Origin of the sequence: Sphingobacterium siyangense (assembly GCF_023277505.1) — a bacterium.
Classification (GTDB): domain Bacteria; phylum Bacteroidota; class Bacteroidia; order Sphingobacteriales; family Sphingobacteriaceae; genus Sphingobacterium; species Sphingobacterium siyangense.
In genome coordinates this window covers 580,566-597,618 of sequence record NZ_CP080574.1, presented here as the reverse complement: position 1 = coordinate 597,618, position 17,053 = coordinate 580,566, and the positions used below count along the sequence as shown (strand labels likewise).

The window sequence follows — 17,053 nt, the reverse complement described above, 5'->3', positions numbered from 1 at the left end:
TTCTTCCATCGGTCAGATGGAACTTACCATGACTATAGTTTCGTTATTATAGTCATGGACGGTTCAATAAGAGCAAAAGTACAGAAGTTTTGGGGAATTAAATACTACGCTAAACGTTTTACCTTAACATCTTCATTTAGGCGCATGTGTTCCATACCTTGCAACAACACAATCCCAGGTTTTTTACCCACTTCAAGGGAGCCAAATTCATCCTCAATGTTCAACGCGATAGCACCATTGATTGTAGCCCATTGAATAGTCTGCAAGAAATCCAGATCCTCAAAGTGCGCATGCAATACCTTTAGCTCCTCCAAAATGGACAATGTATCGTTTGAAGCTAAACTGTCCGTTCCGATTACTAAACGCTGTCCGGCATTCATAAAATTCTGAACCTTTGGCAATGTTCCCTCAATATAAAGGTTGGCCTTTGGACAGAGACACCACATCACATCACGATCCATACGTTCTACGAAATCCAAATCTTTAAGAGAGGTATAGGTGTTATGAACCAACAATAATTTATTTGGATAAGGCAAATAAGGAAGATAAGACTGAATCGAATTTCTTGCCTGCGCCTTAATCGCATCAGCATTTTTTCCTATACTTTTATAAAAGTCCAAGAACTCACCCATTTTATAACGGAACAGTTTATTCTCCTCTTCACTTTCTTGATTGTGAATACTGATAATATTTGTTTCCGGAACCATCTTCTTGAATTTTTTAAAAAGGACCTTCGAACAAGAATAGGGAGCGTGCGGAGTAATGGATACATGCCCATTCCTAAACTCTTGGGTCAACGATTTAGCCTCCTTTAACTTAAAGTCAGCTTCTTCAGGTTCAATTCCGAGCACCTCCACAAATGTGTGATATAATATCTGTGAATCTTCCTTCAATTTTGAAGAATTATCAGTGTTGGCGTGATCTCCGACTGCGACAATACCATTTTCGTACATATCTCGATCGGCTTTGGCCATAGCGTCATCTATTTTTTTCATCGATGCCGACCGCGTTGTCATCACCTTACTGAGAAAGCTCGGAAGCCCCGTACCTTTAGGAACAATACCTTTCATATGCGACAATTCAATGTGGCAATGTGCATTGATAAAACCTGGAATTATCACTCCTTCATATCTCTCAACCTTCGTTTTATCTGAAGGTGTAAATGAAGTTGGGTCATAGATACCTTGAATTACCCCCTCCTCATCTACCGAAACAATACCGTCTTTTATTGGCATTGAAGTAATCGGCAGAATATAATTAGCGCTTAAATATTTTAACATTTTATCTCCTCACTATCAATTTAGTAACTAAATTTTTTTGACCTGTATGAATACATACCTTTAGTAGAAAAATTCATGCCAAGGTACCTAAAAAGAACAATAAATACCAAAAACAACAATTTGCACAAATTTTTAACCAAAAAGAAATAATACCGCAAATCCGCTCTTTTTCATTTGTCATAAATTACTTCTTTATACTTCATTTCAATTTTAAATTTATATATTCGCAGCATCGAATAGGGGTGCCTTGTTTTGTCAGGAACACAAATAAAGGCTGAGATTATACCCAACAGATTAAATTCTGTACACCTGATCCAGATAATGCTGGCGTAGGGAGAGGTTAGTTAAATAGTGCGGTCGTAGTAACCCCTTGCTATGATTTGTTTAACTCAAACAAAATACATTACCATGATCAAATTTTTGATTTGTAGCTCCTTAGCTACTATTTCAAGCCAAATTGCCATTGCGCAACAAAATCTGACAATTAAAGCTGTAGACAATACCAATCAGACCCCCTTACAGTATGTTTCCATATCTATAGATGGACAAGCATCCTTTGCTGGCCAATCGGACAAAAATGGGCTGATTAAACTATATCGTATCAATACAGGTAAGCACCAGATCCAGGTATCTTCTCTTGGATATAAAACATGGAGCCAAAATGTGGATGTTAAAGACAATTTGGAGCTTACGGTAGCGTTAGAACCTAGTACAATTCAAATGGAAGAGGTGCTTGTTCAATCTACCCGTGCCAAAAGAAATGCTCCTACAACCTTTAAAAACATCTCCAAAGAAGAAATAACGCGTAACAACCTCGGCCAGGATATCCCATTCCTTTTAAATCAGACTCCATCCGTGCAGGTCAATTCCGATGCCGGTGCAGGCATAGGTTATACCGGAATGACAATCAGGGGATCGGATAATCAACGAATCAACGTAACATTAAATGGAATCCCTTTAAATGATGCGGAGAGCATGGGTTCATTTTTTGTAAACCTTCCCGACTTTGCCTCTTCTACTGAGAGCATCCAAGTTCAGCGTGGTATTGGGACTTCGACGAATGGTGCCGGATCATTTGGAGCCTCATTAAATATTCAGTCCAATACTTTAGTCGAACCCCCTTACGCAGAACTCAACAATTCATTTGGCTCCTACAATACCTGGAAAAATACAGTCAAGGTAGGTACCGGACTAATTAACGACAAATTTGCCTTCAATGCCAGATTATCTCGAATCAGTAGCGATGGTTATATCGAGAGAGGTAGTTCAGACTTACAGTCTTTCTATGTGGACGGAGGCTATTATGGCAAGAAACATATTTTAAAAGGAATTGTATTCTGGGGAAAAGAAAAGACATATCAAGCCTGGAATGGCGTTCCTGAACCATTGATTACTGGCGATCGATCGCGCATGGATGACTATGCTGATAATGCACTCGAAATCTCGGACGCAGAGAAGGATCGTTTCATGAACGCTGGCCGGAATTATAATCTATATACGTATCAAAATCAAACAGATAATTATACGCAGAAACATCATCAACTTCATTATACCAATATCCTGAACGACAAATTGACACTCAATACAGCCTTACACTATACAAGAGGTTATGGTTACTATGAAGAAATGAGACCGGGAGATAAACTAAGTAAATACGGTTTGCCTAACGTCATCATTGGTAAAGATACCATACAAAAAACAGATCTCGTCCGTAGGAGATGGCTTGATAATTATTTTTATGGCGTGACCTATGCCCTAAATTACAGACCGAATGATCAGCTTGAAATTACTTGGGGTGGAGCTTATAATCAATACAAAGGAAAACATTATGGCCAGGTGATTTGGGCACAATATGCATCAACCGGTTTTCTTGACGACAAATATTACTTCGGGAAATCACAAAAAAATGATTTCAGTAATTTCTTAAAGGTCGATTACAAACTAGACAAGTGGATATTAATGGCCGATATTCAATATCGGAATGTAGATTACCACATGTATGGTGATGATGATAAGGTGAAAAATTATAATTATCATCCTAAGTTTAATTTCTTGAACCCTAAAGCTGGTGCAACTTATTTGCTAAATGACCATTCAAATGTATACGCTTCTTATGCCTTTGCACAAAAAGAACCTGTTCGCAAGGATTTTATAGAGAAAAATAGCGCCTTACCAGACCCTACCCCGGAAAAAATGCAGGACATCGAATTTGGCTATCGTTTTACAAATGAAAAATTCAACATCGGATTGAATGGATATGGCATGTTTTACAAAGATCAGTTGATCCCAACAGGCGAAATCAGTGATACTGGCTCTCCAATTCGACAAAATGTCAAAGATAGCTATAGAATGGGGCTTGAATTCGATGGATCATGGAACATCAGCAAACAGTTCAACTGGAAAGCAACAGCTAGTTTCAGCCAAAATAAAATTAAAGACTTTGAAGAGGTAATCGGTGATACAAGGATATTTTATTCAAAAACAAACATTGCTTTATCTCCGGGAACGATTTTGTCAAGTAATTTTTCTTATAGTCCGATAACGTCACTTACATTCTCTCTTCTATCCAAATTTGTAGGAACACAATATCTAGATAATTCATCGGCGAAAGAGAGGAGCATTTCTTCTTATTTTGTCAACAATCTGTTAGCAAACTATAGCTTTACAGCATTAGGTATCAAAAACATCAGTGCAACTTTACAGGTCAACAACATCTTAAACGAAAAGTACGAAGCCAATGGCTACACCTTCGGTTGGATGGAAGGTGATACCAGAAAATATTATAATTTCTATTTCCCACAAGCACCAACAAATTTCCTATTGGGCTTGAATTTCAAATTTTAGAAACAATTTATTTAAATAAAAAAACGTCTCTTTTTTCCTGAGGAAGCAAGAGACGTTTTTTATTTAATATGGCGGATAAATTGCACATTACATCGTGTTTAACAATCGGAATTTTTACCTTTGGTTTTATACTTTTCATTATGCGCGCAGTTATACAACGAGTGAAAAACGCCTCTTGTACGGTAGATAATCAGATTACAGGCAAGATCCAGAAGGGTTTAATGATTTTATTAGGAGTTGAAGAAGCTGACACAACAGAAGATCTGAAATGGTTAGGACAGAAATTCATCAACTTACGCATCTTCGAGGATGAACAGGGCCTGATGAATAAATCGATACAGGACATAGACGGAAATATCTTACTCATCTCACAATTCACCCTCTTTGCTCAAACAAAAAAAGGAAACAGACCTTCTTTTATCAGAGCAGCAAGACCGGATAAAGCCAAACCAATGTATGAAGAGATGGCTTTATTGTTAAGTCAATTGCTCCAAAAAGAGGTTCAACTTGGCATATTCGGAGCAGATATGAAAATCGACCTACTGAATGATGGTCCAGTTACCATCGTCATGGATACAAAAGATAAGGACAACTTTTAATTTTTTATTGAAAAAGATGACAATTAAAGAAGCACAAGAGGTTATTGACAAATGGATCAATAGTACCGGAGTACGTTATTTCAACGAACTGACAAACACCGCCATACTCATGGAAGAAGTCGGTGAGGTTGCCCGAATAATGGCTCGACAATACGGAGAGCAATCTTTCAAAAAATCAGACAAAGAAGTCAATTTAGCAGATGAAATGGCCGATGTATTATTCGTTTTGATGTGTCTTGCCAATCAAACGGGAATTGATCTAACAGAAGCTCTGGAACAAAATCTTCAAAAGAAATCAATTCGGGATGCCGACCGCCATAAAAACAACGAAAAACTTAAATAATTGGAGATAGTATTGTTTGTACAACTCTTTGAGATAATATTTAAAGTTTTAAATCGAATACGATGTATAAATTCATAACCTATTCGCTCATAGCGAGCATATGCCTTGCCTCTTGTGCGACAAAACAACAGCTAAATTCTAAGGTCGAGCAGGCCAGTACTTTTAATAAGGCTGCCGTAGTCACAGCGTATCCTTTGGCTTCAGAAGTCGGCGTAAAGATTTTAAAACAAGGTGGAAATGCAATAGATGCTGCAGTTGCCGTGCAATTTGCTTTGGCAGTTGTTTATCCAAATGCAGGAAATATTGGCGGCGGCGGCTTTATGCTCTATCGCGATCATCGGGGTAATTTAGATGCCCTAGATTTTCGTGAGAAAGCTCCTCAAAAAGCATCCCGGGATATGTATCTCGATGCCCAAGGTAATGTTATTCCTGAGTTGAGTCTTTACAGTCAATTGGCCTCAGGCATCCCTGGGTCTGTTGCCGGTATGTGGGAAGCACACAGAAAGTATGGCAAGTTGCAATGGAAAGATCTCGTACTCCCAGCAATACAGCTCGCCAGAACAGGTTTTAAAATCAGTCAACGACAAGCCAATGAGTTTGAAAGCCATAAAGATCGTTTTGTCAAGCTGAATCCCTCTGGTGCTGCAATTATCAAAACCACAGCTTGGAAAACAGCTGACCCATTTATCCAGGAGGAACTCGCGAAAACGCTGGAAAGAATCGCAATAGAAGGGCGAGACGGCTTCTATAAAGGTAAAACGGCCGACTTAATTGTTGCCGAAATGGACAAAGGGAAAGGCATTATCAATCATCAAGATTTACTGGATTATCAGGCAATTTGGCGTACCCCAATTTCCACAAATTACAGGGGGCACAAAGTTATTTCCATGCCGCCGCCTTCGAGTGGGGGAACATCTCTTTTGGCCTTGCTCAAATCAGTCGAACAGTTTCCACTTCAACGCTGGGGCTTTCAAACCGATTCAACCATTCGTGTCATGGTCGAAGCTGAACGCTATGTATATGCCAATCGGGCCAAATATTTAGGAGATCCTGATTTTATTAGGGTACCCGTCCAACAGCTTATTGACTCCAGCTCAAATGCACATAAACTCAATTCATTCAATTTCCGTAAAGCGACATTAAGCAAAGATGTCAATGCAGATGTCATTCCTGGCTATGAAAGTGAACAAACGACACATTTCAATATCGTAGACGAGCAAGGGAATGCAGTATCCATTACAACAACACTCAATGATTCTTATGGCTCGGGAGTATTTGTGGCCGGCGCAGGTTTTCTCCTAAACAATGAAATGGATGATTTCTCTGTGAAGACCGGTGTCCCAAACATGTATGGGCTTACAGGGGAAAAAGCGAACGAGATTCAGCCCGGCAAAAGAATGCTCAGCTCAATGACACCCACTATTGTAGAAAAAGATGGCAAACTATTCATGGTTGTGGGAACCCCGGGGGGATCAACCATCATTACCTCTGTTTTTCAGACTATCCTCAACGTTATTGACTTCCGACAAAATGCACAATCTGCTGTGAGCCTGCCAAGATTTCATCATCAATGGCTTCCTGATCGCATTGATGTCGAAAATAACGCTATCAATTCCAATTTACGTGGCCAATTGACAAAAGATGGCTATACGATAAATCCGAGAGGGGCAATCGGCCGTGTGGAGAATATACTTGTATTACCAAATGGTAAATTACAGACAGGAGCCGACCCACGTGGAGACGATACAGCGAAAGGTTATTAGATTAAAAATGATTAAACTATTTGATGCAATCCCTATCTTACAAGAAACAACATATTATGATTCAAAGGAACTACAACAGGATTTTCAGAGCAACATTAGCGACCATATTTACGTTGATTTTATTTTCAAACTGCAAAATACTTCAAGGGCCTGATCTTACAAAGATACAAGTTGGTATGACCAAAGCACAAGTTATTCAAAAACTTGGAAAACCAGACGCTATTGTGGCTGCTAAGAAGTATCAGGAAGGCATCTTAGAAATATACGAATATAATACTCCTCAACTTGAAAATCCAGTAGATTCAGCCTCAGGATTTCGTCAATATTGGTTACATTTTTTTAATGACGAGCTGCAGGAATGGGGTACTAAACGTAATTATTCACCTCGAGAATACGATCATTATTACGAGAAATACAGAAGGCGTCATTAAGTACAAGGCATAAAAAAACCTGTTATCTAAGATAACAGGTTTTTTTTATAAGGATGAATCTTACATCATTCCACCCATACCGCCACCCATTGGAGGAGCACCAGCACCTACAGGGTTTTCTTCAGCTTCGTCAGCTAAGACACACTCGGTAGTCAATAACATTGAAGCAACTGAAGCTGCATTTTCCAATGCTACACGAGATACTTTAGTTGGATCAATTACACCAGCAGCGATTAAGTTCTCGTAACGGTCTGTACGTGCGTTGTAACCGAAATCTGCAGTTCCTTCTTTCACTTTTTGAACGATTACTGCACCTTCAATACCAGCGTTATTACAGATCTGACGTAATGGCTCTTCGATAGCGCGTTTAATGATGTCAATACCGATTTGCTCATCTTCGTTGTCACCTTTAAGGTTTACCAAGGCTTCAGTTGAGCGAATGAATGCAACACCACCACCAGCGATAATACCTTCTTCAACAGCTGCACGAGTTGCATGTAAAGCATCATCAACACGGTCTTTTTTCTCTTTCATTTCAACCTCAGTAGTCGCACCTACATATAACACAGCTACACCACCTGACAATTTTGCCAGACGTTCTTGTAGTTTTTCACGATCGTAATCAGAAGTTGTTGTTTCGATTTGTGAACGGATTTGAGCAACGCGTGCTTTGATATCCTCTACATTACCAGAACCATTGATAATAGTTGTGTTATCTTTGTCAACTTGAACTTTTTCAGCTTGACCCAAGTAAGATAACTCAGCATTCTCTAATTTGAAACCTCTTTCTTCAGAGATAACAGTACCACCAGTTAAGATAGCGATATCTTCTAACATTGCTTTACGACGGTCACCGAAACCTGGAGCTTTAACAGCTGCAACTTTCAACGAACCACGGATTTTATTAACAACTAATGTTGCAAGTGCCTCACCATCTAAGTCTTCAGCAATGATCAATAATGGTTTACCAGTTTGAACTTGTTTCTCCAAGATAGGCAACAATTCTTTCATGTTACTGATTTTCTTGTCGTAGATCAAGATGTATGGGTTATCTAGTTCCGCTTCCATTTTGTCAGAATTTGTCACAAAATATGGCGATAAATAACCACGGTCAAATTGCATACCTTCCACAGTTTTTACTTCTGTTTCAGTACCTTTTGCCTCTTCAACAGTGATAACACCGTCGTTACCTACTTTTTCCATTGCTTGAGCGATCAAAGCACCAATTACTTCGTCATTGTTCGCTGAAATAGTAGCAACTTGTTTAATTTTATTATTGTCTTGACCAACTTCTTGAGATTGAGATTTCAAGTTAGCAACAACAGTTGCAACAGCTTTGTCAATACCACGTTTTAGATCCATTGGATTAGCTCCAGCCGCAACAGATTTGATACCTGGAGCAACGATTGCTTGTGCTAATACAGTAGCAGTTGTAGTACCATCACCAGCTTGATCAGCCGTTTTGGAAGCTACTTCTTTTACCATTTGTGCACCCATATTTTCTAAAGCGTCTTTCAATTCGATTTCTTTCGCTACCGAAACACCATCTTTAGTAATTACTGGAGCACCAAATTTTTTCTCAATAATTACGTTACGTCCTTTAGGACCTAATGTTACTTTAACTGCATTCGCTAAAGTATCTACACCTTTTTTAAGGGCCTCGCGAGCCTCAACGTTATATTTTACTTGTTTTGCCATTTTTTTATGAGTATTTAGTATTTCCAAGAAGCATAATCAGACGTTAGTATTGAACTGCAAATAAATTCTATCTTTAATCCGTCTAATTTTAAAGCTTCATTAAAATAACCTATTGAATTCTTAATTGAGCCAGTAAGCTCTTTTTAAATAATCTCTTCTTATTAATTAGATAACCGCGTAAATATCAGACTCACGCATAATTAAGTACTCTTTTCCTTCGTAAGTAATTTCAGTACCTGCGTATTTTCCGTATAATACTTTGTCACCAACTTTCACAGTTAACGGTTCGTCAACTTTACCTGTACCTACAGCAACTACTGTACCTTGAGATGGTTTTTCTTTTGCTGTATCGGGGATATACAACCCTGAAGCTGTTTTTTCTTCTGCTGGAGCAGCTTCTACTACTACTCTGTCTCCGATAGGTTTGATACTTAATGCCATAATTAATTTACTTTTTATCTGTTATTGAATTTATTTTTATGTTATAATCGTTATAAACCCATCATCTTTTATGCCAATTGTAAATAAAGCAGCTTATAAGACAATTTTTCACAGAAAAGTTAATATCCCCATCGACAAAAATTCATTTTGCTGTCACACTGTCATTCCTGGCCTGCCAGTCTTACTTCCGTCGACCGACATCCAGATAAATTTAACGGTACAGGTCGGCGTTAGACAAAATACACAACATAAAAAAGCCCCGTCTGTGAAACAAACGGGGCTCATAATTCTTTATTGATAACTATTTCTTAGCTTCTTCTGCTGGTTTTGTTGCCGGTGTAGTCACTGGGGCCTTTTCTTGCGATTGAGCCGGAGCAGCTTGCCCTTGTCCCGCAGGAGTACCAGTAGGTTGTTGTCCAGTACCCAAATTCAATGGACCTTGTTGTTTAGGCGCTTCAATTTGACCGCCCAATCCACCTTTAGATGTACTTGGTGATGTGCCAATAATATTTACACCTAAGCTAAATACCATAATGGCAATAACCATGATCCAAGTACCTTTTTCCAAAAAGTCACCTGTACGTTTTACTCCCATAAGATTTGTTCCACCTGAAAAACCAGATGACAAACCACCTCCTTTTGGATTTTGGATTAAAACCAAAAACGCTAAAATAATACTAGCTAATATGATTAGACCGATTAATAATCCTTGCATCTCTTTATGTTATTAATTTAATTTCTTTTCTAATTCTGTTATGCGTGCCGCAAAGTAAGCATTTTTTTCTGGATATTTCAAAACTAATTTTTTGTAAACCTCTATTGCTTTTGGATATAAGCCTTGTTCCACATAGATCTTTGCGAGCGTTTCGGTAACAAGTGTATGTTGATCTTCCGAACTTTTCCTAGCTTTATTCTCCAAGTCTAATTTTTCCGCTTGTAAAGGCTGAATCATAGGCTCCTCACGAATAAACTTTTCGATCACCTCATCAGTTTTACGCGGTATTTGAAAAGAGATTGTCGTTTTAACCTCATCACTCAACTTTGCTTCAGGCGATTGTAAATGAAAAATATTCTCCCGGATCTGTTGATCGAGTAGCTGAGTTTCTAGTTTCTCATGAATTTTAGCAATATCGTCATTGGAGGGCTTCATTGGCCCTAATGGGGATTTAACATAGGGCTGATAGGTATCAGCATATTCTAATCTCGTCTTATGCAACCACCATAAGAAACTGTATGGCATGGTATCATCATCATAGACCGAAACACGTTCTTGACCATCATCCATTATTTCGGCAACAGATTCCGATAGAACAGGTGCTACTAGTGCAGACTCCTCTGAATCGGCAATAATTTCTTGCTGCTGATCGCTTGACCGAAAATAATCTTTTGCAACCCCCGCTTGAATCAAACGATCCAATTCATCAACTTCCACCTTGGATAAAACTGGTTCAGCAACAATTTCGCTTTCAGCTTCAATTTCGACAATCCCATCATCGTCGCGAAGTGCTCCATCCACTAGAAATTCATCTGAAGGCATTATTGCATCAGGCTCTGCCGCCGATTTACAATGCATAAATTCATACAACCAACTCGGAGAAGATGCATAGAGCAGAGTAGACGATAAATTCTGAACTGAACTATGCTTGCCAAAAACTTTACGTTCATAAACAAATCGCAGGCTTTGGGCGTACGGATATTTCTCAATCAATGCTAAAACAACATCTTCCGCCACAGTGTCCGGATGATTGATTGCTTGAAAAAAAAGCTCGTTATTGGATAATGATATATTAAGATTCATCTTGGAAATAGAATTACCAATTAGCAAACGCTTTATTGTATATATCCTCAGTTAACATTTGAATAATTTCTTTACCCAAGGTCTCTTCTTGTGCACTTTGAAGATTTCCTGCAAACTCTTTAAATCGCGTAAAAGGCTGTTCAAAATCATCCTTCGGATTAATTTTATTATGATAGGCAACCTTGATTGTAATAGTCAATCTATTCATAGCTGCACGATCTGTCCCGGCTTCAACAGCTGCCGGACTTATCGAATACTCTGTAATAAATCCTTCAAAGGTAGCATCACCGTCTTGATTCACCTGACTCAATCGAGATTGGTTACGGATACGCTCTTTCAGTGCCTCCGTAAAATTCTGACTTAACGTCGGATAAACCAAAGGAGCTATATTTTCGAAATATTGAATATTGACTGTTTTCATTCCCTCAGGAATGGATCCACCAGTAAATCCATATTTTACCCCACAACTATTCATTACAAACAAAAAGATTGTGGTGAGAAAAGCATATAAAATTTTTCTTGACAACATCTGTAAACCTTAATCTAAATTTAAGTCTTTAATTTTTCTGTACAAAGTTCTTTCAGAAATTCCCAACTCCTGCGCAGCAGCTTTACGTTTACCACGGTGCTTTTTCAGTGCTTTCTTGATCAGATCAGACTCTTTATCGACAAGCGATAAAGATTCCTCAACTTCTTGAGCATCCTGAAGATATTCATCCTGTGCAACAGGATTTTTTAATACATTGGTCGGATTTGCCGGAGAATGTATCGTTAGCGTTGGGGTTGTATTATAATTTTCTGGATCTGCTTTCAATTGTGGTTCAATCTCCTGATACAATTGATTAATGTAGGGAGAATTTTGATCAAATGTGTTAGAATCGACACCTTTCTGAATTAATTCAACCACCAGTTTTTTCAGATCAACCATATCCTTCTTCATATCAAATAAGACTTTATACAGCAAATCTCTTTCTGAAAAATCCTCTTTTCCACCATTATTTGAAGGAACGACCGCTGGCAAACTCGTTCGGGATTCATTGGGTAGATAATTTTGAAGTGTATATGCATCAACAATGCGTTCTTTCTCCAAAACAGCGATTTGTTCCGCAACATTTTTCAGTTGACGCACGTTTCCGGGCCAGCTATAGTTGCGTAGCATATTCTGTGCATCTTCTGTCAATTGAACGCCAGGTGTACGGTATTTCTCAGAAAAGTCCACAATAAACTTGCGAAATAATAAGTTGATATCTTCAGGTCTTTCACGTAAAGACGGCACACGCAAGGGCACAGTATTTAAGCGATAATAAAGATCTTCACGAAATTTACCTTTTTGTACGGCTTCAAACACATTCACATTTGTCGCAGCAACCACCCGCACATTTGTCTTCTGTACCTTGGATGACCCTACCCGTATATATTCCCCTGATTCCAATACGCGTAATAATCTCGCTTGTGTCCCCAAAGGCAACTCACCCACTTCATCCAGAAAGATTGTTCCACCATCAACAACTTCAAAATATCCCTTCCTGGCTTCATGGGCACCCGTAAAAGAACCTTTTTCGTGACCAAACAACTCGGAGTCAATGGTCCCCTCTGGTATAGCTCCACAATTGACCGCAATAAAAGGGCCATGCTTACGGGAGCTTAATTGATGGATAATATGCGAAAAAACTTCTTTACCACTCCCACTTTCACCCTGTATTAATACGGAGATATCAGTTGGAGCCACTTGTCGTGCAATATCGATAGCACGGTTCAACAAAGGCGAATTACCGATAATTCCAAATCTATTCTTTATATCTTGGTTATCCATAAATTTCCAGTTGGAAATAAAACAATCTAAGTTTTCTTAATCAACAATCTTTCCCAATAATGTCGCAGAAGTACATGACTCGATAAGTACATTCACATAATCACCTTGTTTAAATCGAGGATCAATTGGAAATACCACCAATGCATTTTGATCATTACGACCGCAAAAATCGAACTCAGACCTTTTTGAAAATCCCTCGACAAGCACTTTACATACTTTGCCAACAAAATGTTGATAACGATATAAGCTATGATCGCGCTGTTTATTGATAACTTCTGTTAAACGACGTTTTTTTACATCCTCTGGAATATCATCTGCGTATCTTTTTGCAGCCAAAGTACCTGGCCTTTCCGAGTAAGCAAACATATAGGCGAAATCGTATTTGACATAATCCATCATAGATAATGTTTCCTGATGCTCCTCTTCTGTTTCAGTACAGAAACCTGTAATAACATCGGTAGAAATAGCACATTCAGGAATAATACGGCGGATGGCATCCACACGTTCCATATACCATTCACGGTCATAGGTACGATTCATCAATTCCAATACCCGGGAATTTCCAGATTGAACTGGCAAGTGAATATAATTACAGATGTTTTCATGCGAAGCTATTGCATATAAAACTTCATCTGTAATATCTTTTGGATGGGAAGTAGAGAAGCGAATACGTAAAAGCGGGCTGATTTCAGCAACCATCGTAAGCAAACGAGCAAATGTTATAGTTTCACCCGGTTCCTCCCCTTCAGCTACTGGAGCAGTATATTTGTAGGAATCCACATTTTGTCCCAACAACGTAACCTCCTTATAACCTGCATTAAAGAGATCTTGGGCCTCCTTCACGATAGATTGTGGATCACGGCTACGTTCACGTCCACGTGTAAAAGGAACAACACAGAAAGAACACATGTTGTCGCAGCCACGCATAATCGAAATAAAAGCTGTTACACCATTTGAATTCAAACGGACTGGATTAATATCGGCATACGTTTCCTCTCTAGATAACAAAACGTTTACAGCTTTAGCTCCATCGTCAACCTTATCAATCAAATTTGGTAGATCGCGATAAGCATCTGGCCCTACAACGACATCAACCAACTTCTCTTCCTCTAAGAATTTCGATTTCAAACGCTCCGCCATACACCCCAGCACACCAACGATCATTCCAGGATTTTTTGCTTTAGCAGCTTCAAATTCCTTTAGACGATTGCGCACACGCTGTTCTGCATTTTCGCGGATTGAACAGGTATTAATAAAAACCACATCCGCTTCCTGATAATTCTTGGTTGTTTCAAATCCCTTATCCAACAAAATAGAAGCAACAATCTCACTATCCGAAAAATTCATCTGGCAACCGTAACTTTCAATATACAGTTTGCGTCCATTACTTAACGTCGGATCCTTTTCTAATAATAATGCCTCACCCTGACGAGATTCGTCGTGTTCCTTAGTGGTATGTGTTAAATCTAGCATAGCTCGATATTCAATAGAATATAATTTTTATTATTTTCGATGACATAACCAATGCAATGACCGATCTTTTGCTGATCTGATTTTATGCCCTTAGTTATTTCAAAGACTACAAAGTTAGAAATTTAAATCCATATAATGACAGTTTGTCAGACAGAAATATGGTTTATCCTTTGTCAAATTTTAGGAGCAAATGGACTATATAAAATTCTGACACGCTGTATTTCACAAAAAAAGCGTTGATTAAATCAACGCTTTCTTATAATTCAAGATCAATAGATTTGTTTCAGGAGAATATTCCTGAGAATGCTTACTGACCTGCTTGTTGTTTCGCTTCTTTCTTCATTTGATCACCTGCAACAATAACGATTTCAACACGACGATTTTGAGCACGTCCTGCTTCCGTATCGTTACTTGCAATTGGTTCAGAGAAGTTTCTACCTTCAGTTCTAATACGCGAAGACGCTAAGCCTTTAGATACCGCAAATGCACGTACAGAATTTGCGCGGTCTAAAGATACTTTTTCATTCGCAGCCAACGTACCTACATTATCCGTATGTCCGATAACTAAGATTTCAGTACCTTGTTCTTTGTTCAAGGTTGTTACCAAATTTGCGATATTATCTTTAGCGGACGCTTTCAAATCTGATTTATTGAAATCAAATAAAATACCTGAATCAAACTTAACCACGATACCTTCCGCAGATTGCGTAACTTCAGCTCCTTCAACAGTTTTAGAAATCTCAGCAGCTTGTTTATCCATTTTTTTACCAATCAATACACCGGCAGCTCCACCAATTGCAGCACCTGCTAATGTACCGATAGCCGTATTACCAGCTTTGCCACCGATCAATGCACCTAAAGCACCTCCAGCAACACCACCGATTACGCCACCTTTAGTCGTATTATTTGTATTTTGGATGGTAGAACAACTTCCAAATAACATAGCTGAGGTTGCAACTGTCAAACCTAATACAGCTAATTTTCTATTCATTTTCATATGTATGCTATCTAAGACTTTTAATATTCAAATTAAATACCGTTCTACTAAAATCAAACAAAGTGCCAAAAGACATTTTTATCAACTTTTTTGTTACAAAACACTGAAAAAGGCCGTTAAAACTTCCAAAAATGACGTCGATACGCTACATAATTTTAAATCACCTTTTCCTACTCGTACAAACAGCTAACAGTAACAAAAGCAAAATGTTTTTATTTTTCTTGGGTCTTTACTTCAATATCAGGTAAAAGAGCTCCTTTAGGCCTTCCCTTTGCATTAAAGTCGTCCATAGATTGTTGTACGTAATGCATTAAATCATACTGTCCCCAATGCTCAGCCAGATCAAAAGATGGACGGTAACGTATCATAAAAGCATCTAATTCTGTACTATCCAGCTTCGTCAGATTTTTAACAGCTTCACGAGAGAAAATACGATCAACTTGTAACTCTTCCTTCTCCCTATCCATAAATCGCCCAAAGCGTTTCGCATTTTTGGCTTCCCTTCCAAAAAGATTATAAAGAGCGGTGGCAGGACTACCCAAATAGGTTCCGAACTTATTTTTACCCCCATTATAAACACCCTTTTTAGCGTAATTATTCATGGCATCATTTAATTCGGCCTCTTTCGTTTTTCGCTCAACGATGACGGTCTCCAATCGTATCCCTTCTTGCAATTCCACATAAAACTCATTCAGGTTGGTCAGCACGGTTTTAACAGGTGAATACCCGACTTTGGTAAAAGACAGGGAATCTCCTACCGATGCATCAATCGTAAAAACACCAAAAGAGTTACTCAACGTTGATCTGTGCGTGCGCATATTAAGCACCACAGCATCTCCAATGCGATTACCGTTCCCCTTTTGCAGCACCATTCCCGAAACCTTCTGCTGTTGTTGCGCAGTAGCTCCAAAATAGGTGAATAACAGCAAAAAAAGCCCTAATATATGTATATGTATTATTTTCATCCTATTATCTCTCTTCAATTACCCCAATTGGTTTCAGTGCGATTGTAATTCTCACCATTTTCATTGGGCCAAACATTCATTTCCGTAAGGAACAGTTTATAATTTATTTCGATCTTATTAATTCCCTGTTGCACCTAACCTACTTTGCTAAAAGTAGTAATAGTTTGACACTTGTACTGTTAAAAAAGTTTAAATATTCTTTGTTTATCACTTGTATGGATAAAAAACAAAATTAGCCCCTTCAGTCACTACAACAAACAAACACATATAGTCTTTCGCAGGCTTGTAGTTCTGAATAAAAGACGCTTTACGATCTTCTTGAATAATATCCATTTCTACAAACTCTTCCAGTGTCGAGGCGTTTATGCTCCATTTCGTCTCCAGTTCCTTACGATCTAATATCACTTCGCCAACAGAAACTTCATGCTGATGTGCGACAAAAATTGGGTAGTCAGAATAACCTTCTTCAACAATCTCAAGCGCTACTTCGCGGATTGATTCACTATAAAAATCGAGATCTACCTGCAGACTTTTTAATGGACTTTGCTCTGTAGACGGTGTATTTTCTTCTCTTGCAGATCCTGCAAATAAATCTTCTACTTCCATAC

General features: G+C 38.5%; 16 protein-coding genes. 5 read left to right on the top strand and 11 right to left on the bottom strand.

Features of this window, described 5'->3' with window-relative positions:
• Positions 1 to 104 precede the first annotated feature (104 nt).
• Complete coding sequence (locus K2F45_RS02375; RefSeq protein WP_075990826.1) at positions 105 to 1,280, bottom strand: amidohydrolase family protein; 1,176 nt, start codon at positions 1,278 to 1,280, stop codon at positions 105 to 107.
• A gap of 408 nt (positions 1,281 to 1,688) precedes the next feature.
• Here K2F45_RS02375 and K2F45_RS02370 point away from each other — a divergent pair, with 408 nt between their 5' ends.
• The 5 genes from K2F45_RS02370 (at position 1,689) to K2F45_RS02350 (ending at position 7,260) form a co-directional block, all read left to right on the top strand.
• Positions 1,689 to 4,124 carry a TonB-dependent receptor gene (locus K2F45_RS02370; protein ID WP_075990825.1) on the top strand — a complete coding sequence of 812 codons (2,436 nt, stop codon included), beginning with the start codon at positions 1,689 to 1,691 and terminating at the stop codon, positions 4,122 to 4,124.
• 140 nt (positions 4,125 to 4,264) lie between these two features.
• Positions 4,265 to 4,723 carry a D-aminoacyl-tRNA deacylase gene (gene dtd / locus K2F45_RS02365; RefSeq protein WP_075994611.1) on the top strand — a complete coding sequence of 153 codons (459 nt, stop codon included), beginning with the start codon at positions 4,265 to 4,267 and terminating at the stop codon, positions 4,721 to 4,723.
• A gap of 16 nt (positions 4,724 to 4,739) precedes the next feature.
• Positions 4,740 to 5,066 (top strand): nucleotide pyrophosphohydrolase, encoded by a 327-nt coding sequence (locus K2F45_RS02360; RefSeq protein ID WP_075990824.1) that lies wholly within the window; start codon positions 4,740 to 4,742, stop codon positions 5,064 to 5,066.
• 62 nt (positions 5,067 to 5,128) lie between these two features.
• A complete protein-coding gene (ggt, locus tag K2F45_RS02355; protein ID WP_075990823.1) occupies positions 5,129 to 6,829 on the top strand; it encodes a gamma-glutamyltransferase in 1,701 nt (566 codons plus the stop codon).
• A 56-nt stretch (positions 6,830 to 6,885) separates the two neighbouring features.
• Positions 6,886 to 7,260 carry a hypothetical protein gene (locus tag K2F45_RS02350; protein ID WP_075990822.1) on the top strand — a complete coding sequence of 125 codons (375 nt, stop codon included), beginning with the start codon at positions 6,886 to 6,888 and terminating at the stop codon, positions 7,258 to 7,260.
• A 60-nt stretch (positions 7,261 to 7,320) separates the two neighbouring features.
• Here the strand turns inward: K2F45_RS02350 and groL are convergent, their stop codons facing one another.
• From groL to K2F45_RS02300, 10 genes are all read right to left on the bottom strand, one after another.
• Positions 7,321 to 8,958: a chaperonin GroEL gene (groL, locus tag K2F45_RS02345; protein ID WP_070561631.1), complete on the bottom strand. Its 1,638-nt coding sequence runs from the start codon at positions 8,956 to 8,958 to the stop codon at positions 7,321 to 7,323.
• Between the two features lie 165 nt (positions 8,959 to 9,123).
• Entirely contained in the window at positions 9,124 to 9,399 is a 276-nt protein-coding gene (locus K2F45_RS02340) for a co-chaperone GroES (protein WP_028070710.1), read from the bottom strand.
• A 301-nt stretch (positions 9,400 to 9,700) separates the two neighbouring features.
• Positions 9,701 to 10,114 carry a preprotein translocase subunit SecG gene (gene secG / locus K2F45_RS02335; RefSeq protein WP_075990820.1) on the bottom strand — a complete coding sequence of 138 codons (414 nt, stop codon included), beginning with the start codon at positions 10,112 to 10,114 and terminating at the stop codon, positions 9,701 to 9,703.
• A 12-nt stretch (positions 10,115 to 10,126) separates the two neighbouring features.
• A complete protein-coding gene (locus tag K2F45_RS02330) occupies positions 10,127 to 11,197 on the bottom strand; it encodes a hypothetical protein (RefSeq protein ID WP_075990819.1) in 1,071 nt (356 codons plus the stop codon).
• 13 nt (positions 11,198 to 11,210) lie between these two features.
• The gene (locus K2F45_RS02325; protein ID WP_075990818.1) at positions 11,211 to 11,726 is read right to left on the bottom strand and encodes an LptE family protein; all 516 of its coding nucleotides are present in this window, start codon (positions 11,724 to 11,726) and stop codon (positions 11,211 to 11,213) included.
• Positions 11,727 to 11,735: 9 nt separating this feature from the next.
• Positions 11,736 to 13,010 carry a sigma-54 interaction domain-containing protein gene (locus K2F45_RS02320; protein WP_075990817.1) on the bottom strand — a complete coding sequence of 425 codons (1,275 nt, stop codon included), beginning with the start codon at positions 13,008 to 13,010 and terminating at the stop codon, positions 11,736 to 11,738.
• Between the two features lie 36 nt (positions 13,011 to 13,046).
• Positions 13,047 to 14,483 (bottom strand): tRNA (N6-isopentenyl adenosine(37)-C2)-methylthiotransferase MiaB, encoded by a 1,437-nt coding sequence (miaB, locus tag K2F45_RS02315; protein ID WP_075990816.1) that lies wholly within the window; start codon positions 14,481 to 14,483, stop codon positions 13,047 to 13,049.
• Positions 14,484 to 14,790: 307 nt separating this feature from the next.
• On the bottom strand, positions 14,791 to 15,480 hold the full coding sequence (locus tag K2F45_RS02310; protein ID WP_172462318.1) for a YiaD family glycine zipper/OmpA-like lipoprotein: 690 nt from the start codon (positions 15,478 to 15,480) through the stop codon (positions 14,791 to 14,793).
• 212 nt (positions 15,481 to 15,692) lie between these two features.
• Positions 15,693 to 16,445 carry a hypothetical protein gene (locus tag K2F45_RS02305; RefSeq protein WP_075990815.1) on the bottom strand — a complete coding sequence of 251 codons (753 nt, stop codon included), beginning with the start codon at positions 16,443 to 16,445 and terminating at the stop codon, positions 15,693 to 15,695.
• Between the two features lie 207 nt (positions 16,446 to 16,652).
• On the bottom strand, positions 16,653 to 17,051 hold the full coding sequence (locus K2F45_RS02300; RefSeq protein ID WP_075990814.1) for a hypothetical protein: 399 nt from the start codon (positions 17,049 to 17,051) through the stop codon (positions 16,653 to 16,655).
• Positions 17,052 to 17,053 lie beyond the last annotated feature (2 nt).

Coding starts and splice junctions, on each gene's coding strand:
- K2F45_RS02375 (WP_075990826.1), bottom strand. CDS start 1,280: ATGTTAAAATATTTAAGCGCTAATTATATTCTGCCGATTACTTCAATG.
- K2F45_RS02370 (WP_075990825.1), top strand. CDS start 1,689: ATGATCAAATTTTTGATTTGTAGCTCCTTAGCTACTATTTCAAGCCAA.
- dtd (WP_075994611.1), top strand. CDS start 4,265: ATGCGCGCAGTTATACAACGAGTGAAAAACGCCTCTTGTACGGTAGAT.
- K2F45_RS02360 (WP_075990824.1), top strand. CDS start 4,740: ATGACAATTAAAGAAGCACAAGAGGTTATTGACAAATGGATCAATAGT.
- ggt (WP_075990823.1), top strand. CDS start 5,129: ATGTATAAATTCATAACCTATTCGCTCATAGCGAGCATATGCCTTGCC.
- K2F45_RS02350 (WP_075990822.1), top strand. CDS start 6,886: ATGATTCAAAGGAACTACAACAGGATTTTCAGAGCAACATTAGCGACC.
- groL (WP_070561631.1), bottom strand. CDS start 8,958: ATGGCAAAACAAGTAAAATATAACGTTGAGGCTCGCGAGGCCCTTAAA.
- K2F45_RS02340 (WP_028070710.1), bottom strand. CDS start 9,399: ATGGCATTAAGTATCAAACCTATCGGAGACAGAGTAGTAGTAGAAGCT.
- secG (WP_075990820.1), bottom strand. CDS start 10,114: ATGCAAGGATTATTAATCGGTCTAATCATATTAGCTAGTATTATTTTA.
- K2F45_RS02330 (WP_075990819.1), bottom strand. CDS start 11,197: ATGAATCTTAATATATCATTATCCAATAACGAGCTTTTTTTTCAAGCA.
- K2F45_RS02325 (WP_075990818.1), bottom strand. CDS start 11,726: ATGTTGTCAAGAAAAATTTTATATGCTTTTCTCACCACAATCTTTTTG.
- K2F45_RS02320 (WP_075990817.1), bottom strand. CDS start 13,010: ATGGATAACCAAGATATAAAGAATAGATTTGGAATTATCGGTAATTCG.
- miaB (WP_075990816.1), bottom strand. CDS start 14,483: ATGCTAGATTTAACACATACCACTAAGGAACACGACGAATCTCGTCAG.
- K2F45_RS02310 (WP_172462318.1), bottom strand. CDS start 15,480: ATGAAAATGAATAGAAAATTAGCTGTATTAGGTTTGACAGTTGCAACC.
- K2F45_RS02305 (WP_075990815.1), bottom strand. CDS start 16,445: ATGAAAATAATACATATACATATATTAGGGCTTTTTTTGCTGTTATTC.
- K2F45_RS02300 (WP_075990814.1), bottom strand. CDS start 17,051: ATGGAAGTAGAAGATTTATTTGCAGGATCTGCAAGAGAAGAAAATACA.